We start from the raw sequence: 20,141 nt of genomic DNA, 5'->3' as shown, positions 1-20,141 counted from the left end.
TCACTCCTGGGGGTTCGTTGCATGGGGGTCGTTCGCGGTGGCGGCGTCGATCGCGCCCCAGCCGCCACCGCCGGCCGTCTCGATCACGAGGCGGTCGCCGGCATGCCATTCGGTGCGGGCACGTGCGCTCAGCGTCTCCACGTCTCCGTTGGCGCGCTCGATGCGTGCGGCCGACGACGCGCCCGCGCCGCCGCCTTGCGCACCGCGCGCCTGCGACACGTGCCGCTCGCCGCGGTACGACAGCGACGCGCGACCTTCGAGCAGCCGGTACACACGGCGCACGCCGTCGCCGCCCGCATGCAGGCCCGCGCCGCCCGAGCCGTGGCGGATCGCATAGCACTCGACCTGCAGCGGCGCCTCGCTCTCGATCACCTCGACCGGCGTGTTGCGCGCGTTGCCGATGTCGGTCGACACGCCCGGCGTGCCGGCACCCTGTGCGCTCGCGCCGGCGCCGCTCGCGATGATTTCGGTGAGCACCCAGCGCCGGCCATCGGCGCGCGTGCCGCTCAGCGACATCACGGTGGCGACGCCCGCGTGCGGCGCCACCGACACGCCCACCGCTGCCTGCGACCAGGCGCCGAGCATCGCGTTGCAGGCCATCTTCACAGTCGCTGTACGCGCGTTCACTGCGGCAGGCAAGTCGGGGTTCAGCACGCTGCCGGGCGGCAGGTGCAACGTCAGCGGCGCGAGGCAGCCCGCGTTGTTCGGTGCGTCGGGCGCCAGCGTGCGCATGAAGAAGAGCGCCGCCGACAGCACGCTGCCGGGCGACGCATTGACTGGCCCGCGCACCTGGGGCGAACTGCCGGCGAAGTCGATGTCGATGGCGTCACCGGTCTTGCGGATGCGCACCGCGATGCGCACCGGGTCGTCGCTGACGCCGTCGCCATCGAGCTGGTCCTGCCAGGCCCAGTCGCCGTCCGGCGCGTCGCGCAGCGCGGCGCGGGTCATCTGCTCAGCCTGCGCGATGAGCGCGTCGCACACGGGCAGAAAGACATCGCCGGTGCGCTCGGCCAGCGCCGCGAGTTCGCGCGCGCCCAGGCTCACCGCCGACCACTGCGCCGCCAGGTCGCCGCGCAGGTTCACCGGCGTGCGGCTGTTGGCGTCGAGGATGGTCTGCACGCCGGCGTCGATGCCGTCGGCCGTGCGCCAACGCAGCGGCGGCAGGCGCAGGCCTTCCTGGTAGATCTCGGTGGCGTTGGGCGGGATGGAGCCCGGCGCCATGCCGCCCACGTCCTGGTGGTGCAGGCAGGTCGCGGCCACGGCGATGACGCTGTCGCCGAGCAGCACTGGCCGCACCACCACGAGGTCGGGCAAATGCGTGCCGCCGGACCATGGGTCGTTCATCAGGTAGCCCTCACCCTCGCGCATCGATGCAGCGGGAAAGCGCGCGAGCACGCCGCCGACCGCGGGGATCAGCGAGCCCAGCAGCAGCGGCAACGAGCGCGCCTGCGCCAGCAGCCGACCGTCGGGCAGGAACAGCGCCGCCGCGCAATCGCCGCCCTCACGGGCGATGGACGAGTAGGCGGCGCGCATCATGCCGGTCTGCATGCGGTCGACGGCGCCCTGCAGCGCGAGGCGCAGCGGCTCCATGCGGGCGGTGACGTTGGCATTGGTCATGCTGCCGCATCCGTGTTGCGTTCGAGCAGCAATGAGTCGTCGGGAAGGCGCTGCCAGCGCCAGCCTTCGGGCACCCAGACGGTGGTGAGCGCGGCGAAGAGCGAGGCCGGGCCGTTGCCCGAGGGCGGCAGGCCGACCCACGCACTCGCAGCGGCTTCCGATGGGGACACCGTGAAAGGCACCGGCTGCGGCAACGCCGCTTCAAACACCGTGCGCATCTGGCGCACCCGCAAGGCCTGCCGCGCCGGCACATTGCCGCGCAATTGCGCATGGCGCCGTTCGAAGCGTTCCGCGAGCGCATCGACCGTGTCGGCGTCGGGCGACCACGGCACGTCGATGGCGAACTCCTGGCCGGCGTGGCACAGCGCAAGGTGCCAGTGCGTGGCCGGGCCCTGCACGTCGGCCTGCGTGCGCAGGGCCTGCAACTGGTCGTCGTCCAACAGCACATCCATCGCCTGCTCCGCCGTCTGCGTCGGCACGGCGCACAGCATGCCGAGCGCGGCGATCACACCGGCCTGCGGCAGCACGCGCACCTGCGTCATGCCGGCCAGATCCGCGACTTCGGCGGCGTGCTGCGCGCCACCGCCACCGGCGGCCACGAGCAGGCTGTCGGCCGGATCGAGCCCGCGCTGGAAGCTGCGCATCTTCAGCGCCTCGGCCATCGCCGATGCGGCGGTGCGGACGGTGGCCTGGGCCGCGTCCTTGACATCGATGCCCAGCGGCGTGGCAACGTCACGCTGCAGCGCCGCCTCGGCGGCCGCGCGGTCGAGCGACACGCCACCCGCAAGCTGCGCCGGCAGCCGACCCAGCACACACAGCGCGTCGGTCAGCGTCGCGCGATCGCCGCCCAGGCCGTAGGCCGCGGGACCGGGCCACGCGCCCTGCGAGCGCGGCCCGAGCCGCAACGCACCGCCCGGCAGCGCACGCACCACGCTGCCGCCACCGACCGAGAGCGATTCGACATCCGCGCAGCGCAGTCGCAGGCTCAGTTCACCAACCTGCAGCGCGTCGCCGAAAGCCGGCCGTCCGTGCTCGACGATGCCGATGTCGGTGCTGGTGCCGCCGACGTCGATGGCCATCACCACGGCCGGCGCACCCGCGCGCCCACCCAGGCTCGCGGCCACGCCTTCCAGCGCGGCGCACGGCCCGGACATCGCCAGGCCGACCGGCCGCGCGGCCACGTCGCGCCAGGTGCCGGTGCCGCCTTCGGAGCGCATCAGGAAGGGTTCGGGCAGGCCACGCGTCGTGAGCGCGCTCGCCAGTTCGCGCAGGTAGTCGGCCACCATCGGCTTGGCGTAGGCGTCGAGCGCGGTGGTGAGAAAGCGTTCGAACTCGCGCGGCTTCGGATCAACCTCGCTCGACAGCGACACCATCAGATGCGGGAGCCGCGCGGCTAGCACATCGCGCAGTTGCTGTTCGTGCATCGGGTTGCGATGCGCGAAGAGCAGGCACACGGCCACGGCGCGCACGCCGGATTGCGAGATGGCGTCGGCGATGCGGTCGAAGCGGTCGAGCGCCAGCGGTGCCGTCTCGCGGCCCTGCGCGTCGATGCGCCCGCCGATCTCGAAACGCAGGTGCGCGGGAAACAGCCGCTCGTCCGGCGTCGGCCTGGCGATGACCGGCAGATAGAGTTCGCGGCGCTCCTGGCGCGCGAGCGCCAGCACGTCGCCCATGCCGGCGGTCGTCAGCACCGCGACGGGCGGGGCGTTCTGTTCGAGCAGCAGATTGGTGACCACGGTGGACCCGTGCACGATGCGGGCCACCTGCGGCGGCGCGATGCCGCTCTCGGCGCAGAGGCGGTTGATGGCGGCCAGCACGGGCTCGGCCAGTTTCCCCGCTTCGCGCGGATGCTTCAGGCTCACCAGCCGGCCGTCGTCGGCCACCGCGACGGCGTCGATGAAGGTGCCGCCCATGTCGACACCGATCGCCCAGCGTAAGGTGTCTGTCGCGGCCATCAGAAGCGGTCGGGCCGGAACGGCGTCAGGTCGACCTGCGGTGCGCGGCCCGCCACCAGGTGCGCGATCTCGCGGCCGGAGCTGGCGCCCATGCACATGCCCATGTGGCCATGGCCAAAGGCGAGCCAGGCGTTGTCGGCGCCGCGCGCGCGGCCGACCACCGGCAGGCTGTCGGGCATGCACGGTCGGTGGCCCATCCAGCGTGTGATCTCGGAGGTGTCGAGGTGCGGGAACAGATGGCGGCCTTGCTGCAGCAACGCGTCGGCGCGCTCGTAGTTCGGTGGTGCCTGCAGGCCGCCGAATTCCACCGTGCCGGCCAGGCGCAGGCCCATCGCCATCGGGTTGACCATCAGGTTGTGTTCGACGGCCATCACGGTGTGACGCAGGGCGAGGTTGGAACTGCGCACGGTGACGTGGTAGCCGCGCTGCGTCTCGAGCGGCACGCGCTCGCCCAGCGCCGCCGCCAGGGGCGCTGACCACGCGCCGGCCGCGACGACCACGCCGTCGACGGCCAGCGTCGCCCCCGAGTCGAGTTGCACGCCAGTTACCCGGCCGGCCTGGCGCTCGAAGCCCAGGGCACTGTGACCGTTGCGCCGCGCGCCGTCGGTGACGCAGCGCGCATGCAAGGCTTTCACGAGCGCGGACGGGTCCGCCGTCGAGCCATTGTCCGGCGCCAGCAGGCCGAAGCGGAAGCGGCCCTTCAGGTCGGGCTCCAGCGCCTCGAGCTCGTCGCGCTCGACGTCGACCAGCTTCACACCGAGCGAGCGGCGCAGGTTCATGCCCCACTGCCATTGCGCCGCTGCCTCGCGCGACGAGTAAACGTAGAGGCAGCCGCTGCGCCGCACCAGCGATTGCGCGTCGGCATGGGCCAACAGCGGGTCGTAGCAGTCGAAGATGGGTTCGAGCAGCGTGCGCAAGGCCGTGGCGATGCGCGTGACCTCCTCGCGGGTCGAGTGCCGCAGCATGCGCACCAGCCAGGGCAGCACGACCGGCGCATAGCGCCAGCGCACGGTGAGCGGTCCCAGCGGGTCGAGCAGCCAGCGCGGCACGCGCTTCCACATGCCGGGCATGCCGACCGGCAGGCAGGCACTGGGCGAGAGCGAACCCGCATTGCCGAACGAGCAGGCTTCGCCCGGTTCGAGGGGATCGATGAAGGTGACCTGGTGACCGTCGCGCTGCAGCCAGGCTGCGGTGCAGACGCCCACGATGCCGGTTCCGATGACGGCGATGTGCATGCGGCGCATTCTGTGAATCGGCGCCATCATCAAGCAAGCCAATTCTTTTGATGTGTGCATCAGACTTTCTGATAATCGAGCGCCATGCCCTTCCTCGACCGTCCCACCCTGGTGCGCCCATGAACATCAGCTTCCGCCAGATGCGCGCCTTTTCTGCCGTGGCGCGCGCCGGCAGCTTCACCGCGGCAGCCAAGCAGGTGAACCTCACGCAGTCGGCCGTCAGCATGCTGGTGCAGCAGTTGGAAGAAGCGCTGGGCGTCGTGCTGTTCGACCGCGGCGCTGCCGTCACCCTGACCGAAGCCGGCCAGCAATTGCTGCCCCTGGCCCGCCGCATCCTCGACGACGTGAACCAGGTGGTCGAGGGCGCGTCGGACCTGCGCTCGCTGCGCACCGGGCTGTTGCGCGTGGTCGCGCCGCAGATGCTGAGCTGCACCTGGATCTCCACGGTGCTGGGTGAGTTCGCGACGGCGCACCCCGACATCGGCCTGCGCGTGACCGACGCGACGACCGACGACGTGGTCGGCGTGGTGCGCCGCGGCGAGGCGGAACTCGGCGTCGGCCCCGAACGCACCGTGGGCGAAGACGTCACGCGCACCTTCCTGATGGACGTCCCGATCCGCATGGTATGCCCCGCCAAGCACCCGCTGGCCCAGCGTCGCGGCGTGTCGTGGGACGAACTGCGCGACGAGCGCTGGGTGATCTATTCGAGCGAGTTCAACCGACAGCTCGAACGCATCCTGCAGTCGCACGACGCCTCGCTGTCGATGCAGACGGCCGTCGAGGTGGGGTACCTGACGACCGCGCTTGCGATGGTCGGCGTGGGTTCCGGGTTGGCCGCGGTGCCCGACTACGCACGCATGTTCGCGGACAACTTCAAGGTGCGCTTCGTGCCACTGCGTGGGCCGGAGATTCGGCGGCAGTTCTATGTGTATCAGCGGCGGGGGATGGCGCTGTCACCAGCTGCGGAAGCGTTCGTGGCGATGATGCAGCGGCATGCGGGGCGGGGGGTTGGGAAGGCCTGAGGACAGCGGTTCGGGGGTTCGGGGGGGCGTCGGCTGGCGGTATGCCTTTGGGCGGCAGCCGTCTCCGGCCCTTCGGGCTTCGCTGCTGCTCCTCGCGTCAGGCGGGGTCCGCGCAAACTCGCTTCGCTCAGACACGCGCGGCCCTGATCCGCCTGCCCCTGCGGTGCTCGCCGGAGCCTCAACAGCCGCCCAAAGACATACCACCCACCGACGTGGACGCGATCGTTGTGCATCTCTTTCCGGCGAGCGCAATCGTCGCGCGCCCTAAAGCCCGGCAGGCGGTGCGGGCCGGGCGATCCCCTGTGCGCCGCCGAGGCGCGCAGTGCCATCGGCTGCGCGCGCAGCGCGCTTCAACATCTGACTCGTCGCAGCTGTCTGAGCGAAGGGAACGAAGTGAGCGCAGCGAGTTCTGCGACGCAGCCGATGGCGCGAGCACCGCAGGGAAGCCGCGAAGCGGCCGGCGCACCGGGGTCGTCCGGCCCGCACCGCCTGCCGGGCGCTCTCAACAAAAAAAACGAAGAAGAGTCACCCCCGCGCCTTCCCAGCGACCAGCTTCATCCCCGGCATCAGCTCCGCAGCCAACTCCGGCCGCTCCAACGCGTAATCGAGATTCATCCGCGCGATCTCCACATGCTCCTCACCCAGCGCCTGCGCGCGCGAGCCCTGCCCCCGCTCGATCGCCTGCACCAGCGCATGGTGCGTGCGATGCGCCTGCCGCATCCACTGCTGGCCCTCCTCCATCGACGACTGCATCGGCAACATCGCGCTCGGTGACGCGAAGGGCTGGCCGTCGAGCATGTCCATCACGCGGCGCAGCGCCGAGTTGCCGCAGCCGTCCATGATGAGTTTGTGGAAGCGGTCGTTCATCTCGACATAGGCCGCGTAGTCATCGAGCTCCATGGTCGGTTTGTTGACGGCCTTGTCGCCGGCGTCGAGGCACTCGTGCAGGTCGCGCATCAATTGGCGTGGCGCACCGTCTTCCGCCAGCAGGCGCGCGGCAAAGCCCTCGATCACGCCACGCACGCGGATCGCATCGGCGATCTCGCGCGACGTGAAGCGGCGCATCTGGTAGCCGCCCGAGGGCGACTGCTCGATCAGCCCTTCGTGCTCCAGGCTCGTGAGCGCGAGCCGAACGGGCGTGCGCGACGCACCGAGTTTTTCGGCCAGCGGGATCTCGGCGAGCCGCTCGCCGGGCAGGAATTCGCCCTTGAGGATCATGTCGCGCAGCTGGACCAGCACGCGGGATTGTTGGGAGTCCATGGGATTCGCAAGGCGCAGCAAAGGAGGCCCATTCTAGGAGAGACACCTCGCATGCACGCAAGAGACGGACATTGGTCCGGTTGTTGCATACATTGGCATCAACAACCCAAATCAGGACGTTGACGCACATCAAAGGTGCGCGAGAAACTCAGCATTAACCCCTGATTTCGGGTCAATAACCCACTGAATTTGTAGAAAGGCGTTGACCTTCGACAAAGACAGCTTCGACAATGTATGCAACTGCATGCAATGCATGTTCGTCAAACCCTCGATGGAGCTCCACGCATGATCAGCGCCGAACAGAACGACCTCATCACCCGGGTCGGCCCCGGAACGCCCGCCGGCCAGTTGCTGCGCCGCTACTGGCAGCCGGTGGCGATCTCGGACGAACTCGCCGGCCCGCGCCCGGTGAAGCCCGTGCAGCTGATGGGCCAGCACTTCGTCCTGTTCCGCGATGAGAACGGCCAGTTGGGCATGCTCGACCGCGACTGCCCGCACCGCGGTGCCGACCTGGCCTTTGGCCGGCTCGAAGGCGGCGGCCTGCGCTGCCCCTTCCACGGCTGGCTGTTCGACGCCAAGGGCAACTGCCTCGAAACCCCCGCCGAGCCGGTCGGCAGCAAGCTGTGCACGCGCATCAAGCAGGCGGCCTACCCGGTCGTCGAGAAGAGCGGGACCATCTTTGCCTACATCGGCGAAGGCGAGCCGCCGGCATTCCCCGAGTTCGACTGCTTCGTCGCCCCCGACTCGCACACCTTCGCCTTCAAGGGCCTGTTCGAGTGCAACTGGCTGCAGGCGCTCGAGGTGGGCATCGACCCGGCCCATGCGTCGTACCTGCACCGCTTCTTCGAGGACGAAGACACGTCGGAAAGCTACGGCAAGCAGTTCCGCGGCGCCTCGGCGGACTCCGACCTGCCCATCACCAAGGTGCTGCGCGAGTTCGATCTGCCCGAGATCAACGTCGACAGCACCGACTACGGCGTGCGCCTGACCACGCTGCGCAAGGTGTCGGACACCGACACGCATGTGCGCGTCACCAACGTCGTGTTCCCGCAGGCCTTCGTGATCCCGATGAGCACCGAGATGACCATCTCGCAATGGCATGTGCCGGTCGACGACACGCACTGCTACTGGTACGCCATCTTCACCAGCTTCACCGGCCCGGTCGACAAGCAGCAGATGCGCGACCAGCGCCTGGAACTGTACGAACTGCCGAACTACACCTCGCGCAAGAACAAGCGCAACGACTACGGCTACGACGTCAACGAACAGCTGACCAAGACCTACACCGGCATGGGCGAGGACATCAACGTGCACGACCAGTGGGCCGTCGAGTCGCAAGGCCCGATCCAAGACCGCACGCGCGAGCACCTGGGCACGACCGACAAGGGCATCATCGCCTTCCGCCGCATGCTGGTGAAGGCCATCGAAAGCACGCAGGCCGGCGAAGGCGCGCCGATGGTCATCGGCCAGGAACAGGCGAGCGCCATGTCGGGCCCGCCGTCGATCGACGGCGTGAACGAGAAGGCCGGCGAAGGCGTCGGCCCGCAAGCGTACTGGCAGCAGGCCGACCGCGAGCGCCGCCTCCAATCCACCTGGGCCGCCGCGCGGCTCGGCGCTTGAGGCACCGCACGCCATGAGCAATTTCGTGAATCGCTTCGGCCTCTGGTCCGACGACCAGGAGAAACAGGCGAAGGAACTGGCGCGTCGGCTCGACAGCGGCGAGGTCGACGTGGTGCGCTTCGCGTTCCCCGACCAGCACGGCATCCTGCGCGGCAAGACGCTGGTGGCCAGCGAGGCGCGCGACGCGCTGTGGGACGGCGTGAACCTCACGTCGACCCTGCTCGCCAAGGACACCTCGCACAAGACCGTGTTCCCGGTGTTCAGCGCCGGCGGCGGCTTCGCCATGGAGGGCTTCCAGGGCGGCGCCGACTTCACCGTGGTGGCCGACCCCGCCACCTTCAAGGTGCTGCCGTGGTCGCCGCGTACCGGCTGGGTGCTGTGCGACGCCTACATGGCCGATGGCAAGCCCTGCCCCTTCGCCACGCGGCAGATCTTGCAGCGCGCGGTCAAGCAGCTCGACGAACTCGGCCTGGACTTCATCGCCGGGCTCGAGGTCGAGTTCCATGTCTTCAAGCTCGACGACCCGCGCCTCGGTCTGGGCGACTCAGGGCAGCCGGGCGAGCCGCCGCGCGTGTCCCTGCTGTCGCACGGCCACCAGTACCTCACCGAGCTGCGCTACGACCGGCTCGACCCGGTGATGGAGCTGCTGCGTTCCAACCTGATCGGACTCGGCCTGCCGCTGCGCTCGCTGGAAATCGAATACGGCCCGAGCCAGTTCGAACTCACCTTCGGCCCCACCGCCGGCGTGCTGCCGGCCGACACCATGGTGCTGCTGCGCAGCGCCATCAAGCAGATCTGCCAGCGCGCGGGCTACCACGCGACCTTCATGTGCCGGCCGAAGATCCCGAACGTGATGTCCAGCGGCTGGCACCTGCACCAGTCGCTGCGGCGCAAGAGCGACGGCGTCAACGCCTTCATGCCCGAGGCCGAAGGCCAGGACCTGAGCACGCTCGGCCTGCACTACCTCGGCGGCCTGAAGGAGCACGCCTGCGGCGCCGCGGCGCTCGCGAGCCCGACCATCAACGGCTACCGCCGCTACCGCCCCTTCTCGCTGGCCCCCGACCGCGCCATCTGGGCGCGCGACAACCGCGGCGCGATGCTGCGCGTGCTCGGCGGCCCCGGCCAGAAGGCGACGCGCATCGAGAACCGCGTGGGCGAGCCGACGGCCAACCCGTACCTCTACCTCGCGTCGCAACTGTTCTCGGGTCTCGACGGCATCCGGAACCAGACCGACCCTGGCCCGTCGGCCGATGCACCGTACGAGACGCCAGCCCAGCAGCTGCCGCGCTCGCTCGGCGATGCGCTCGCCTGCCTGCGCGACGACGCCATGCTCAACGAACAGATGGGCAAGACCTTCGTCGACTACCTCTGCCACATCAAGGAAGCGGAGATCGCCCGCTTCAACCTCGACGTCAGCGAATGGGAACATCGCGAGTACTTCGACATGTTTTAAACAGACCACGATGCCCACGATCCACTACATCCTCAAAGACGGCAGCACCCGCAGCATCGACGCCAAGCCCGGCAGCAGCGTCATGGAGAACGCCGTGCGCAACAACGTGCGCGGCATCGACGCCGAATGCGGCGGCTCCTGCTCCTGCGCCACCTGCCACGTCTACGTCGACGACGCCTTCATCGCCCTGCTGCCGCCGGCCGACGACATGGAGAACGACCTGCTCGACGGCGTCGCTTCCGAACGCCAGCCGGGCAGCCGCCTAAGCTGCCAGATCACGATGACGGCCGCGCTCGACGGCATCACGGTACGCGTGCCGGAGACGCAGATCTGATGCCCGGCGCGAAGACCCTGGTGATCGTCGGCGCCTCGTACGCCGGCGTGCAGCTCGCGGCCACCGCGCGCGAGATCGGCTTCGAGGAGCCGATCACGATCCTCGGCGACGAACGCCACGCACCCTATCAGCGGCCGCCGCTGTCGAAGGGGCTGCTCACCGGCAAGACGACGCTTGACCAGCTGCAACTGCGCGGGCCCGATTTCTTCACGCAGAACCGCATCGACCTGCAACTCGGCCAGCGCGCCGCCGCGGTCGACGCCGGCGCGCGCACGGTCACGCTCGCCGATGGCCGCACGCTCGACTACGGCTGGCTCGCCCTGACGACCGGCGCACGTTGCCGGCCCTTCACGGTGCCGGGCGCCGAACTCGACGGCGTCGTCGAACTGCGCACGCTCGACGACGCCCTGCGCGTGGCCGACGCGGCCGAGCGCACGAAGCGCGCCTGCGTCATCGGCGGCGGCTTCATCGGCCTCGAAGTGGCATCGGCCTTGCGCACGCGCGGCGTCGAGGTCACGGTGGTCGAGGCCCAGCCGCACCTGCTGACGCGCAGCTTCCCGCCGATCATGTCGGCGTACGTCGAGAACGCCCACCGGCGCCGCGGCATCGAACTGCTGACGGGCCGCGGCGTGCGCGCCTTGCACGGCACGAATGGCCATGTCGACGCGGTCGAGCTGACGGACGGCCACCGCGTCGACTGCGACCTGGTGGTGCTCGGCGTCGGCGTGCTGCCCAACGTCGAGCTGGCGCAGGCCGCCAGCCTGGCCGTCGACAACGGCATCGTGGTCGATGCGTTCGGCCGCACCTCGGCACCGCGCGTGCTGTCGGCCGGCGACGTGGCCTCCATGGCGGTCGCGCCGGTGCCCGGCGGGCCGACGCGCGTGCGCCTCGAGTCGATCCAGGCGGCCAACGACGGCGCCCGTGCCGCCGCGTCGGTGGTGGTCGGGCGCGAGCAGCCCAACACCGCCGTGCCGTGGTTCTGGAGCGACCAGTTCGACCTCAAGTTCCAGATGGCCGGCCTGCCGGTGCACGGCGACGAGGTCGTGACCCGCGGCGACATCGCCAGCGACAAGTTCAGCCTGTTCTACCTGCGCGACGGCGTGCTGGTCGGGGCTCATTCGGTCAACAAGCCGGCCGAGCACATGCAGAGCCGCAAGCTGATTGCCGCGCGCGCGCAGCCCACCGCCGCGCAACTGGCCGATACCTCTTTCGACCTGAAGAGCGTGCCGACGGCCGCAACCTGATTCCTTCCACCCTCGGAGTTCCATGATGAAGATGACCAAGCGAAACACCCTCGCCACCCTCGCCCTCGCCGCGCTCACGGCCATGGGCGCTTTCGGCAGCGCGCACGCGGCCGACGAGCCGCTGCGCATCGGCATGATCGCCACCTATTCCGGCCCTTACGCCGACTACGGCCGGCAGTTCGATGCCGGCGTGGCGCTGTACCTGAAGGAACACGGCGGCAAGATCGCCGGCCGCACCGTCGAGATCATCAAGAAGGACACGGCCGGCCCGGCGCCCGACGCGGCCAAGCGCATCGCGCAGGAGCTGGTCGTGCGCGACAAGGTGAGCATCCTCACCGGCCTCGACTTCAGCCCCAACGCCTATGCGGTGGGCGCCATCGCCACGCAGGCGAAGATCCCGACGCTCGTGATGAACGCGGCGTCGTCGGCCATCACCACCAGCTCGCCCTACGTCGCGCGGCTGTCGTTCACGGTGCAGCAGGTGACCGACCCGATGGCCCGCTGGATGGCCAAGCAGGGCGTGAAGGAGGCCTACACCGTGGTGGCCGACTACGCCTCCGGCGTCGATGCCGAGACGGCCTTCAAGAAGGCCTTCACGGCCGAAGGCGGCAAGGTGGTCGGCGAAGTCCGCACACCCATGAACAACCCTGACTTCTCGGCCTACGTGCAGCGCATCAAGGACGCCAAGCCGCAAGCGGTGTTCTTCTTCTTTCCCTCGGGCGTGATGCCGCCGGCCTTCCTCAAGGTCTGGAAGGAACGCGGCATGGACGAAGCCGGCATCAAGCTCTTCGCGACCGGCGAAGCCACCGACGACAGCTACCTCGACGCCACCGGCGACGTGGCGCTGGGCCTGGTGACCAGCCACCACTACTCGTACGCGCATCCCTCGCCGAAGAACCAGAAGTTCGTGAAGGACTTCGTCGCGCAGTTCGGCACCTCGCTGCGCCCGAGCTACTTCGCCGTGACCGCCTACGACGCCATGGCCGCGATCGACCTCGCGCTCGCCAAGACCAAGGGCGACGTGTCGGGCGACAAGGTGATGGATGCACTCAAGGGCCTCGCCTTCGAGAGCCCGCGCGGCCCGATCGAGATCGACCCGGTCACGCGCGACATCGTGCAGACCGTCTACATCCGCAAGACCGAGAAGGTCGACGGCAAGCTGGTGAACGTCGAGTTCGACAAGTTCGACAAGGTCAAGGACCCGGCCAAGGACGCCGCGAAGTAACTGGGCTGTTCCATGGGCATTGTGATTTTCGACGGCGTGGCCTACGGCATGCTCCTCTTCCTCATCGCGGTGGGCCTGTCCATCACGATGGGCCTGATGAACTTCGTCAACCTCGCCCATGGCACCTTCGCGATGGTCGGCGGCTATGCCGCGAGCGTGCTGACGAGCCGCTACGGCGTGGGCTTCTTCCCGGCGCTGGCCGCGGCCTTCGTCGCCGCGGCGCTGATCGGCGCGGTGCTGGAGTTCCTGTTCTACCGGCGGCTCTACAAGGCGCACCCGCTTGACCAGGTGCTGCTGTCGATCGGCATCGTGTTCGTCTCGATCGCCGTCTTCACCTACTTCTTCGGCCCGACGATGCAGCCCTTCCAGCTGCCACCGCTGCTCGACGGGCGGGTGTCGCTCGGCGGGCTCGAGGTCGGCCGCTACCGGCTTTTCCTCATCCTCTGCGGCGTGCTGGTGCTGGCCGTGCTGCTGCTGGGCATCGGCAAGACGCGCTACGGCGCGATGGTGCGCGCAGCGGTCGACAACCAGCGCGTGGCCGCCGGCACCGGCATCCACGTGCAGCGCCTGTTCTTCCTGACCTTCTCGCTGGGCTGCGGCCTGGCGGGCCTGGGCGGTGCGCTGAGCCTGGGCATGCTCGGGCTGGAGCCCTCGTTCCCGCTCAAGTACCTGGTGTACTTCCTCATCGTGGTGTGCGTCGGCGGCGCCGGCACCATCACCGGCCCCTTCGTCGCGGCGCTGCTGGTCGGCATCGTCGACATGGCCGGCAAGTACTACTGGCCCGAAGCGGGCGCCTTCCTCATCTATGTCGTGATGATCGTCATGCTGCTGCTGCGGCCCAACGGCATCATCCCGAAGCGGGGCTTGGCATGAAACGCATCGCAATTTCTCCGCAGCGCCTGCGCTGGGTCGAGGTGGCCTTCTGGCTCGCGCTCGCGTCCTGCTTCTTTCTGCTGCCGGACAAGCTCACGCTGATGAGCCAGATCCTCATCTTCGGCCTGTTTGCGGTGTCGCTCGACATGGCGCTCGGCTACGCCGGCATCCTCACCGTCGGCCATGCGGCCTTCTTCGGTGCCGGCGCCTATGCGGCGGGCCTGCTCGCCAAGCACGGCTGGGGCGAGCCCTTCACGGGCCTGCTGGTGGCGCTGGTCGTCTGCGCCGCGCTCGGCTACCTGCTGAGCTACCTGGTGGTGCGCGGCGCCGACCTCACGCGGCTGATGATCACCATCGGCGTGTGCGTGCTGCTGGCCGAACTCGCCAACCGCCTGTCGGGCATCACCGGCGGCACCGACGGCCTGCAGGGCATGGTCATGTGGCCGGTGCTCGGGCTGTTCGACTTCGACCTCTACGGCAAGACCGCCTTCCTCTACGCCTTCGCCATGGTGTTGCTCGTGTTCCTCGGTGTGCGACTGATCCTGCGCTCGCCCTTCGGCCTGGCGCTGCGCGGCATCCACGACAGCCGCAAGCGCATGCTGGCGATCGGCTCGCCGGTCGAATCGCGCCTGCGCATGGCCTATGCGCTGTCGGCCGCGGTGGCCGGCGTGGCCGGCGCGCTGCTGGCGCAGACCACGCAGTTCGTCGGCATCGAATCGATCGGCTTCAACCGCTCGGCCGAGGTGCTGATCATCCTGGTGCTTGGCGGCACCGGCCGGCTCTACGGCGGGATGATCGGCGCGCTGGTCTACATGCTCGTGCACGACGCCTTCGCCGACCTCAACCCGGAGTACTGGATGTTCTGGCTCGGCATCTTCCTGATCGCGGCTGTCATGGTCGGGCGCGGCGGCATCATGGGCGCGCTGTCGCGCCTCGCGAAGCGGAGCGCGCCATGAAGCCGGCCCTGCAGACCCACGGCCTGGGCGTGCGCTTCGGCGCCTTCCAGGCGGTGAACGACGTGCACCTGTCGCTCGAGCCCGGCGCACGCCAGGCGCTGATCGGCCCCAACGGCGCCGGCAAGACCACGCTCATCAACCTGCTGACCGGCGTGATCAAGCCGACCGCCGGGCGCATCGAGATGGACGGCCAGGACATCACCGGCTTCGCCGCCGACCGCCGCGCGCGCATGGGCCTGGCGCGCACCTTCCAGATCAACACGCTGTTCCCCAGCCTCACGCCACTGCTGTCGGTGGTGCTCGCCATCAGCGAACGCGAGGGCCTGGGCGCGGTGTGGTGGCGGCCGCTCGTGCGGCACACGGCGCTGTTCGACGAAGCGCATGCGCTGCTCGGCCGCCTGAAGCTCGATGCGCTGGCCGACGTGCCGGTGGCCGAGCTGGCCTACGGCAAGCAGCGGCTGCTGGAGATCGCGCTCGCCATGGCGGCCCGGCCGCGCATCCTGCTGCTCGACGAACCCGCGGCCGGCGTGCCCGAGGACGAGAGCGGCGAACTCTTCGAAGCCATCGCCGAACTGCCGCAGGACATCAGCGTGCTGTTCATCGAACACGACATGAAACTCGTCTTCCGTTTTTCGCGCCGCATCTCGGTGCTGGTGGCCGGGCAGATCCTGACCGAGGGCACCCCGGCCGAGATCGGCACCGACCCGCGCGTGCGCGAGGTGTACCTGGGCCACGCCCATGCAGGAGTGGCCCATGGCTGAGCTGCTCGCCTTCGACGACGTCGTCGCCGGCTACGGCAACGCGGTGGTGCTGCACCGCCTGCGCTTCACGCTGGCCGAGGGCCAGAGCCTGGCCGTGCTCGGACGCAACGGCGTGGGCAAGACCACGCTGCTCGAGACGCTGATGGGCAACACCCGCGTCACGCAGGGGGTCATCCGCTGGTGCGGTGAAGACATCACGCGCTGGCCGGCGCACCGGCGCGTGCGCACCGGCCTGGGCTGGGTGCCGCAGGAGCGCGAGGTGTTTCCGTCGCTCACGGTCGAAGAGAACCTCACCGTGGTTGCCCGCCCCGGCCCGTGGGACCTGCAGCGCGTCTACGGCTTCTTCCCGCGGCTGCGCGAACGGCGCGGCAACTACGGCAATCAGCTGTCCGGCGGCGAGCAGCAGATGCTGGCCATCGGGCGTGCGCTCATGACCAACCCCAAGCTGCTGCTGCTCGACGAGCCGATGGAAGGCCTCGCGCCGATCATCGTGGAAGAGCTGGCCGCATCGATCCGCCGCCTGTGCGAAGGCGAAGGCCTGGCGTCGATCGTGGTCGAGCAGCACCCGGTGCTCGCGCTCGAGATGACGCACCAGGCCATCGTGCTCGAACGCGGCACCGTCGTGCATGCCGGCACCAGCACCGCGCTGGCGGCCGACGCGGCGCTGCTCGACGGGTTGCTGGGCGTCGGCATCGCCGCGTGACGGCGTGAAACCCATCGCCGTCTTCCAGCACACCGAGGTCGGCGCACCCGGCACGGTGGTGCCGATCCTGCAATCGCTCGGCCGCGAGGTGAAGGTGGTGCGCATCGTCGACGGCGAACCCGTGCCCGACGATGCGTCGGCGTTCGGCGGGCTGGTGTTCATGGGCGGCTACATGAGCGCGAACGACCCGCTGCCGTGGATCGCGCGGGAGCTCGCCCTCATCCGCGCCGCCGCCGCACAGGGCATTCCCGTCGCCGGCCACTGCCTCGGCAGCCAGCTGGTGGCGCGCGCCCTCGGCGGCAGCGTGCGCGCGCACATGCGCCCGGAAATCGGCTGGAACGACATCGTGGCCGACGACCACGCGCTGGCCCGCGACTGGTGGGGCGACACGGCCGGCCAGGCCCTCGAGACCTTCCAGTGGCACGGCGACACTTTCACGCCGCCGCCGGGCGCAGTGCGCATCGCCACCGGCGTGCACTGCGCGGCGCAGGCCTACGTGCTGGACGACCGTCATTTGCTGGTGCAGTCGCACCTGGAGATGACGCCGGCGCTGGTGGCGCTCTCGCTCGAGCGCAACGGTGCGCAGCTGCTGCGCCAGCACGCGGCGGGCAACCCGGCTGTCGCGTCGATGGACGAGACGCAACGCGACGTCACCGCGCGCACTGAGCGCATGACGGGCCACCTGCAGCGGCTCTACGCCCGCTGGTGCGCACGCGCCGCCTGACGAGGCGCTTTCAAGGCTCTCTCGACTGCGCAATGACCGGCTTGGCGCGCCGGACATTCTCAGACTGTGATTTTTTGTGGAATTAGAATGCGAACTGTTCGCATTCTTTTCTGTGGCTAGCGCTGAACGCCTCACCGGTGCATGGCGCACGCAGGCGCTGCCGGCGTTGACCGACCTCTGAACAACACACTCTTATGATGCACACACTCACCGCCGTCTTCGCCCTGCTGGGCTTCGCCACCGCCGCGCAAGCCCACCAGATCTGGCTCGAACAACCCGCCGGCCAGAGCGCCGTGATCCGCTTCGGTGAATTCGGTGACAACCTGCGCGAGGCATCGCCCGGCCTGCTGGACAAGTTCGTCAAGCCGACCGGCACGCTGGTGTCGGCCAAGGGCGAGAAGGTCGGCGACGCGACCAAGACCGGCGACGGCTTCACGCTGCCCTTCCAGGCCGGCCAGGGCGAGACCATCGTCGCCGAGGACGCCAGCTATCCGCTCTTTTCCATGAAGCAGGGCGAGAAGGAAGTGAAGAACTGGTACCGCCCGGGCGCGCGGCTGATCACCGGCTTCGCGGCGCAGGCGCCGAAGCTGGCCTTCGACATCGTGCCGACCGGCACGCCGGGTGAATTCAAGCTCTTCCTCAAGGGCCAGGCGCTGCCCAAGACCAAGGTCTCGCTGGTCACGCAGTCGGGCTGGGCCAAGGAAGGCCGCACCGACGCGCAAGGCGTGGTGAAGTTCGACATGCCTTGGCAAGGCATCTACGTGGCCGAAGCAAGCCATACCGACCGCACCCCCGGCGAACGCGGCGCCGACAAGTACGACGGCGTGAGCTACGTCACCACCCTCACCTACGTCAAGGCCGACGGCGTCGCCCCGATCCCCGCAGGACCGGTCGCCCCGCCCAACAAGTGATCGCCGTTCTCGACCGGGCCCGCCGCGTGGGCCCGCTCCTCTCGCGCATCGTCGCCGCCGTGTTCGGCGGCTATGGGCTGGCGGCGCTGGGCAGCGTCGCCGCGCTTGCGCTGCCGATGGACAAGACCCAGGCGGTCATCACAGGCGCGCTCGCGAGCTTCGCGATCTATGCCGGCGCGGTGGTCTGGGTCTTTGCGGTGCGCAGCGCGCGGCGCGCCTGGGCCGGGCTGCTGATCGCGGCCGTGCCATTGCTGCTCGCGGCCTGGTTTGTGTGGGCCGGAGGCGCCGCCGCGTGAGCGCCGACGACGACCTGCCTTCGACGGCGCGCGAGGCCCAGACCGAACCCAAGGCCCGGGGCATCCGCCAGACCATGTCCGACCTGCACATCTGGGCGGGGCTGCTGACGGGCTGGTTCCTCTACGCCATGTTCCTTACCGGCACGGTGAGCTACTTCAAGGACGAACTCTCGCAGTGGATGCGGCCCGAGCTGCAGCACCAGGCCGAGGTGCCCGACCCCGCCGGGGTGGCCCGGCGCATCGTCGACGAACTCCAGGCGACCGCGCCCGGCAGCACGCAATGGAGCGTCGGCGTGCCCGACGCCCGCAACAACGTCGCGAGTGCCTTCTGGCGCGTGCCCGGCGCCGAGGGCCGGCGTGCCTTCCAGAGCGCGACTTTCGACCCCGCCACCGGCCACAAGGTGGCCTCGCGCGAAACCTCGGGCGGCGACTTCTTCTACCGCTTCCACTTCCAGTTCCACTACATGCCGGTGCTGTGGGGCCGCTGGCTGGCCGGCTTCTGCGCGATGTTCATGCTGGTGGCCATCGTCAGCGGTGTCATCACGCACAAGAAGATCTTCGTCGACTTCTTCACCTTCCGATGGGGCAAGGGGCAGCGCGCGTGGCTCGACGCGCACAACGCACTGTCGGTGTTCGGCCTGCCCTTTCACGCCATGATCACGTACACGGGCCTGGTGACGCTCATGGCCCTGTACATGCCCTGGGGCGGCCAGACGGCCTTCAAGACGCCGGCCGAGCGGCAGCAGCTCACGGCCGAACTCAGCGCCTTCATCCAGCCGGGCAAGCCGAGCGGGAAGAAGGCAGCGCTGGCCCCGGTGGAAGACATGGTGCGGCAGGCCCAGGCACGCTGGGGCCACGACAACATCAACCGCGTGACGGTCACGAACGGCGGCGATGCCGCCGCACGCGTGAGCGTGTCGCGCGGCGAAGCCGGCCGCGCGTCGATGAGCCCGCAGTACATGCTCTTCGAGGGCAGCACCGGCCGGCTGCTGGAGACCAAGGACCACGTCGGCCCCGCAGCCGAAACGCGCGGCGTGATGTACGCGCTGCACCTGGGCCGCTTCGGCGACGGCGTGACGCGCTGGCTGTACTTCATCGTGAGCCTCGCGGGCACGGCGATGGTCGGCACCGGCCTCGTCCTATGGACCGTCAAGCGCCGGCAGAAGCTGCCCGACCCCGAGAAACCGTACCTCGGCTTTCGCGTGGTGGAGCGCCTGAACATCGCGGCCATCGCGGGCCTGTCGATCGCCATGGCCGCCATGCTCTGGGCCAACCGCCTGCTGCCGACCGACCTGCCCGAACGCGGCGCCTGGGAGATCCACGCCTTCTTCATCGTCTGGGGCGCGATGGCCGTGCATGCGGTGCTGCGCCCGGCGAAGAAGGCCTGGCTGGAACAACTGTGGCTCGCCACCGCAGCGCTCGCGCTGCTGCCGCTCGTCAACGTGTTCACGACCCAGCGCCCGCTGTGGCGCAGCCTGGCCGACGGCGACTGGGTCTTCGCCGGTGTCGATCTGATGCTGTGGGCCCTGGCCGCGCTGCACGCGCTGCTGGCGGTCCGCACGGCGCGGCACAGCGCCAAGGTGCGTCCCGCCCGCCGGGCCGCCCCGCTTCGCACCACACCGCCCTCGGTCGGAGAGCGCGCATGACGCATCTGACCGTCTTCCTGCTCAGCACGCTGGGCTTCGCGGCGCTCGCGCTCGCCATGGAACGCCATCAGGAAGACCTGTTCGGCCGCACGCTCGCGGTGACGGCGACCCGCTGGCTGCGCGTGGCCGGCTGGGCTGCACTGCTGCTGGCGCTCGTGGTCATCGTCAAGACCCAGGGCTGGGGCGTGGGGCTGGTGAGCTTCAGCGGCCACACCAGCCTGGGCGCCGGCCTCGTCTTCGGGGCGCTGGTCGCCATCGAGCGGACGCGATCCCGCCGGCCCGCCCGGCGCTGAGTTCTCCGCACTC

The 20,141-nt window shown here is 69.5% G+C and carries 19 protein-coding genes; 15 read left to right on the top strand and 4 right to left on the bottom strand.

Annotated elements, in window-relative coordinates:
* Genes ACSFA2_RS00995 through ACSFA2_RS00985 form a run of 3 tightly spaced genes read right to left on the bottom strand, consistent with a single transcriptional unit; the run spans position 1 to position 4,807 of the window.
* Positions 1-1,617, bottom strand: a complete 1,617-nt coding sequence (locus ACSFA2_RS00995; RefSeq protein WP_435453452.1) for a hydantoinase B/oxoprolinase family protein — start codon at positions 1,615-1,617, stop codon at positions 1-3.
* Positions 1,614-3,572 (bottom strand): hydantoinase/oxoprolinase family protein, encoded by a 1,959-nt coding sequence (locus ACSFA2_RS00990; RefSeq protein WP_435453451.1) that lies wholly within the window; start codon positions 3,570-3,572, stop codon positions 1,614-1,616. Before ACSFA2_RS00990 ends, ACSFA2_RS00995 begins: the two co-directional genes overlap by 4 nt.
* A complete protein-coding gene (locus ACSFA2_RS00985) occupies positions 3,572-4,807 on the bottom strand; it encodes an NAD(P)/FAD-dependent oxidoreductase (RefSeq protein ID WP_435453450.1) in 1,236 nt (411 codons plus the stop codon). Before ACSFA2_RS00985 ends, ACSFA2_RS00990 begins: the two co-directional genes overlap by 1 nt.
* 119 nt (positions 4,808-4,926) lie before the next feature.
* Here ACSFA2_RS00985 and ACSFA2_RS00980 point away from each other — a divergent pair, with 119 nt between their 5' ends.
* A complete protein-coding gene (locus ACSFA2_RS00980) occupies positions 4,927-5,829 on the top strand; it encodes a LysR family transcriptional regulator (RefSeq protein WP_435453449.1) in 903 nt (300 codons plus the stop codon).
* A gap of 525 nt (positions 5,830-6,354) precedes the next feature.
* On the opposite strand, the gene ACSFA2_RS00975 is transcribed toward ACSFA2_RS00980, so the two are convergent.
* The gene (locus tag ACSFA2_RS00975; protein WP_435453448.1) at positions 6,355-7,089 is read right to left on the bottom strand and encodes a GntR family transcriptional regulator; all 735 of its coding nucleotides are present in this window, start codon (positions 7,087-7,089) and stop codon (positions 6,355-6,357) included.
* A gap of 285 nt (positions 7,090-7,374) precedes the next feature.
* On the opposite strand from ACSFA2_RS00975, the gene ACSFA2_RS00970 reads away from it, so the two are divergent.
* The 14 genes from ACSFA2_RS00970 to ACSFA2_RS00905 all read left to right on the top strand — a co-directional run bounded on the left by ACSFA2_RS00970 (position 7,375) and on the right by ACSFA2_RS00905 (position 20,128).
* Entirely contained in the window at positions 7,375-8,709 is a 1,335-nt protein-coding gene (locus ACSFA2_RS00970; RefSeq protein WP_435453447.1) for an aromatic ring-hydroxylating dioxygenase subunit alpha, read from the top strand.
* 13 nt (positions 8,710-8,722) lie between these two features.
* A complete protein-coding gene (locus ACSFA2_RS00965) occupies positions 8,723-10,162 on the top strand; it encodes a glutamine synthetase family protein (RefSeq protein WP_435453446.1) in 1,440 nt (479 codons plus the stop codon).
* A 10-nt stretch (positions 10,163-10,172) separates the two neighbouring features.
* On the top strand, positions 10,173-10,496 hold the full coding sequence (locus ACSFA2_RS00960; RefSeq protein WP_435453445.1) for a 2Fe-2S iron-sulfur cluster-binding protein: 324 nt from the start codon (positions 10,173-10,175) through the stop codon (positions 10,494-10,496).
* Entirely contained in the window at positions 10,496-11,740 is a 1,245-nt protein-coding gene (locus ACSFA2_RS00955) for an NAD(P)/FAD-dependent oxidoreductase (protein WP_435453444.1), read from the top strand. Before ACSFA2_RS00960 ends, ACSFA2_RS00955 begins: the two co-directional genes overlap by 1 nt.
* A 25-nt stretch (positions 11,741-11,765) precedes the next feature.
* Entirely contained in the window at positions 11,766-12,965 is a 1,200-nt protein-coding gene (locus ACSFA2_RS00950) for an ABC transporter substrate-binding protein (protein ID WP_435453443.1), read from the top strand.
* A 12-nt stretch (positions 12,966-12,977) separates the two neighbouring features.
* A complete protein-coding gene (locus tag ACSFA2_RS00945) occupies positions 12,978-13,838 on the top strand; it encodes a branched-chain amino acid ABC transporter permease (RefSeq protein WP_435453442.1) in 861 nt (286 codons plus the stop codon).
* The gene (locus tag ACSFA2_RS00940) at positions 13,835-14,794 is read left to right on the top strand and encodes a branched-chain amino acid ABC transporter permease (RefSeq protein WP_435453441.1); all 960 of its coding nucleotides are present in this window, start codon (positions 13,835-13,837) and stop codon (positions 14,792-14,794) included. Before ACSFA2_RS00945 ends, ACSFA2_RS00940 begins: the two co-directional genes overlap by 4 nt.
* Positions 14,791-15,555: an ABC transporter ATP-binding protein gene (locus tag ACSFA2_RS00935; protein WP_435453440.1), complete on the top strand. Its 765-nt coding sequence runs from the start codon at positions 14,791-14,793 to the stop codon at positions 15,553-15,555. Before ACSFA2_RS00940 ends, ACSFA2_RS00935 begins: the two co-directional genes overlap by 4 nt.
* Entirely contained in the window at positions 15,548-16,258 is a 711-nt protein-coding gene (locus ACSFA2_RS00930) for an ABC transporter ATP-binding protein (protein WP_435453439.1), read from the top strand. Before ACSFA2_RS00935 ends, ACSFA2_RS00930 begins: the two co-directional genes overlap by 8 nt.
* 4 nt (positions 16,259-16,262) lie before the next feature.
* On the top strand, positions 16,263-16,982 hold the full coding sequence (locus tag ACSFA2_RS00925) for a type 1 glutamine amidotransferase (RefSeq protein WP_435453438.1): 720 nt from the start codon (positions 16,263-16,265) through the stop codon (positions 16,980-16,982).
* A 194-nt stretch (positions 16,983-17,176) separates the two neighbouring features.
* The gene (locus tag ACSFA2_RS00920) at positions 17,177-17,893 is read left to right on the top strand and encodes a DUF4198 domain-containing protein (RefSeq protein WP_435453437.1); all 717 of its coding nucleotides are present in this window, start codon (positions 17,177-17,179) and stop codon (positions 17,891-17,893) included.
* 26 nt (positions 17,894-17,919) lie between these two features.
* Positions 17,920-18,189, top strand: coding sequence for a DUF3649 domain-containing protein (locus tag ACSFA2_RS00915; RefSeq protein WP_435453436.1), 270 nt, complete (start codon positions 17,920-17,922; stop codon positions 18,187-18,189).
* A gap of 74 nt (positions 18,190-18,263) precedes the next feature.
* The gene (locus ACSFA2_RS00910; protein WP_435454151.1) at positions 18,264-19,835 is read left to right on the top strand and encodes a PepSY-associated TM helix domain-containing protein; all 1,572 of its coding nucleotides are present in this window, start codon (positions 18,264-18,266) and stop codon (positions 19,833-19,835) included.
* Positions 19,832-20,128, top strand: a complete 297-nt coding sequence (locus tag ACSFA2_RS00905; RefSeq protein WP_435453435.1) for a DUF3325 domain-containing protein — start codon at positions 19,832-19,834, stop codon at positions 20,126-20,128. The genes ACSFA2_RS00910 and ACSFA2_RS00905 overlap by 4 nt, the downstream gene beginning before the upstream one ends.
* Positions 20,129-20,141 lie beyond the last annotated feature (13 nt).

It is taken from the genome of Variovorax cryoconiti (genome assembly GCF_051216395.1).
In the GTDB taxonomy this organism is placed as follows: domain Bacteria; phylum Pseudomonadota; class Gammaproteobacteria; order Burkholderiales; family Burkholderiaceae_C; genus Variovorax.
This window is presented reverse-complemented; position numbering and strand designations above follow the sequence as displayed.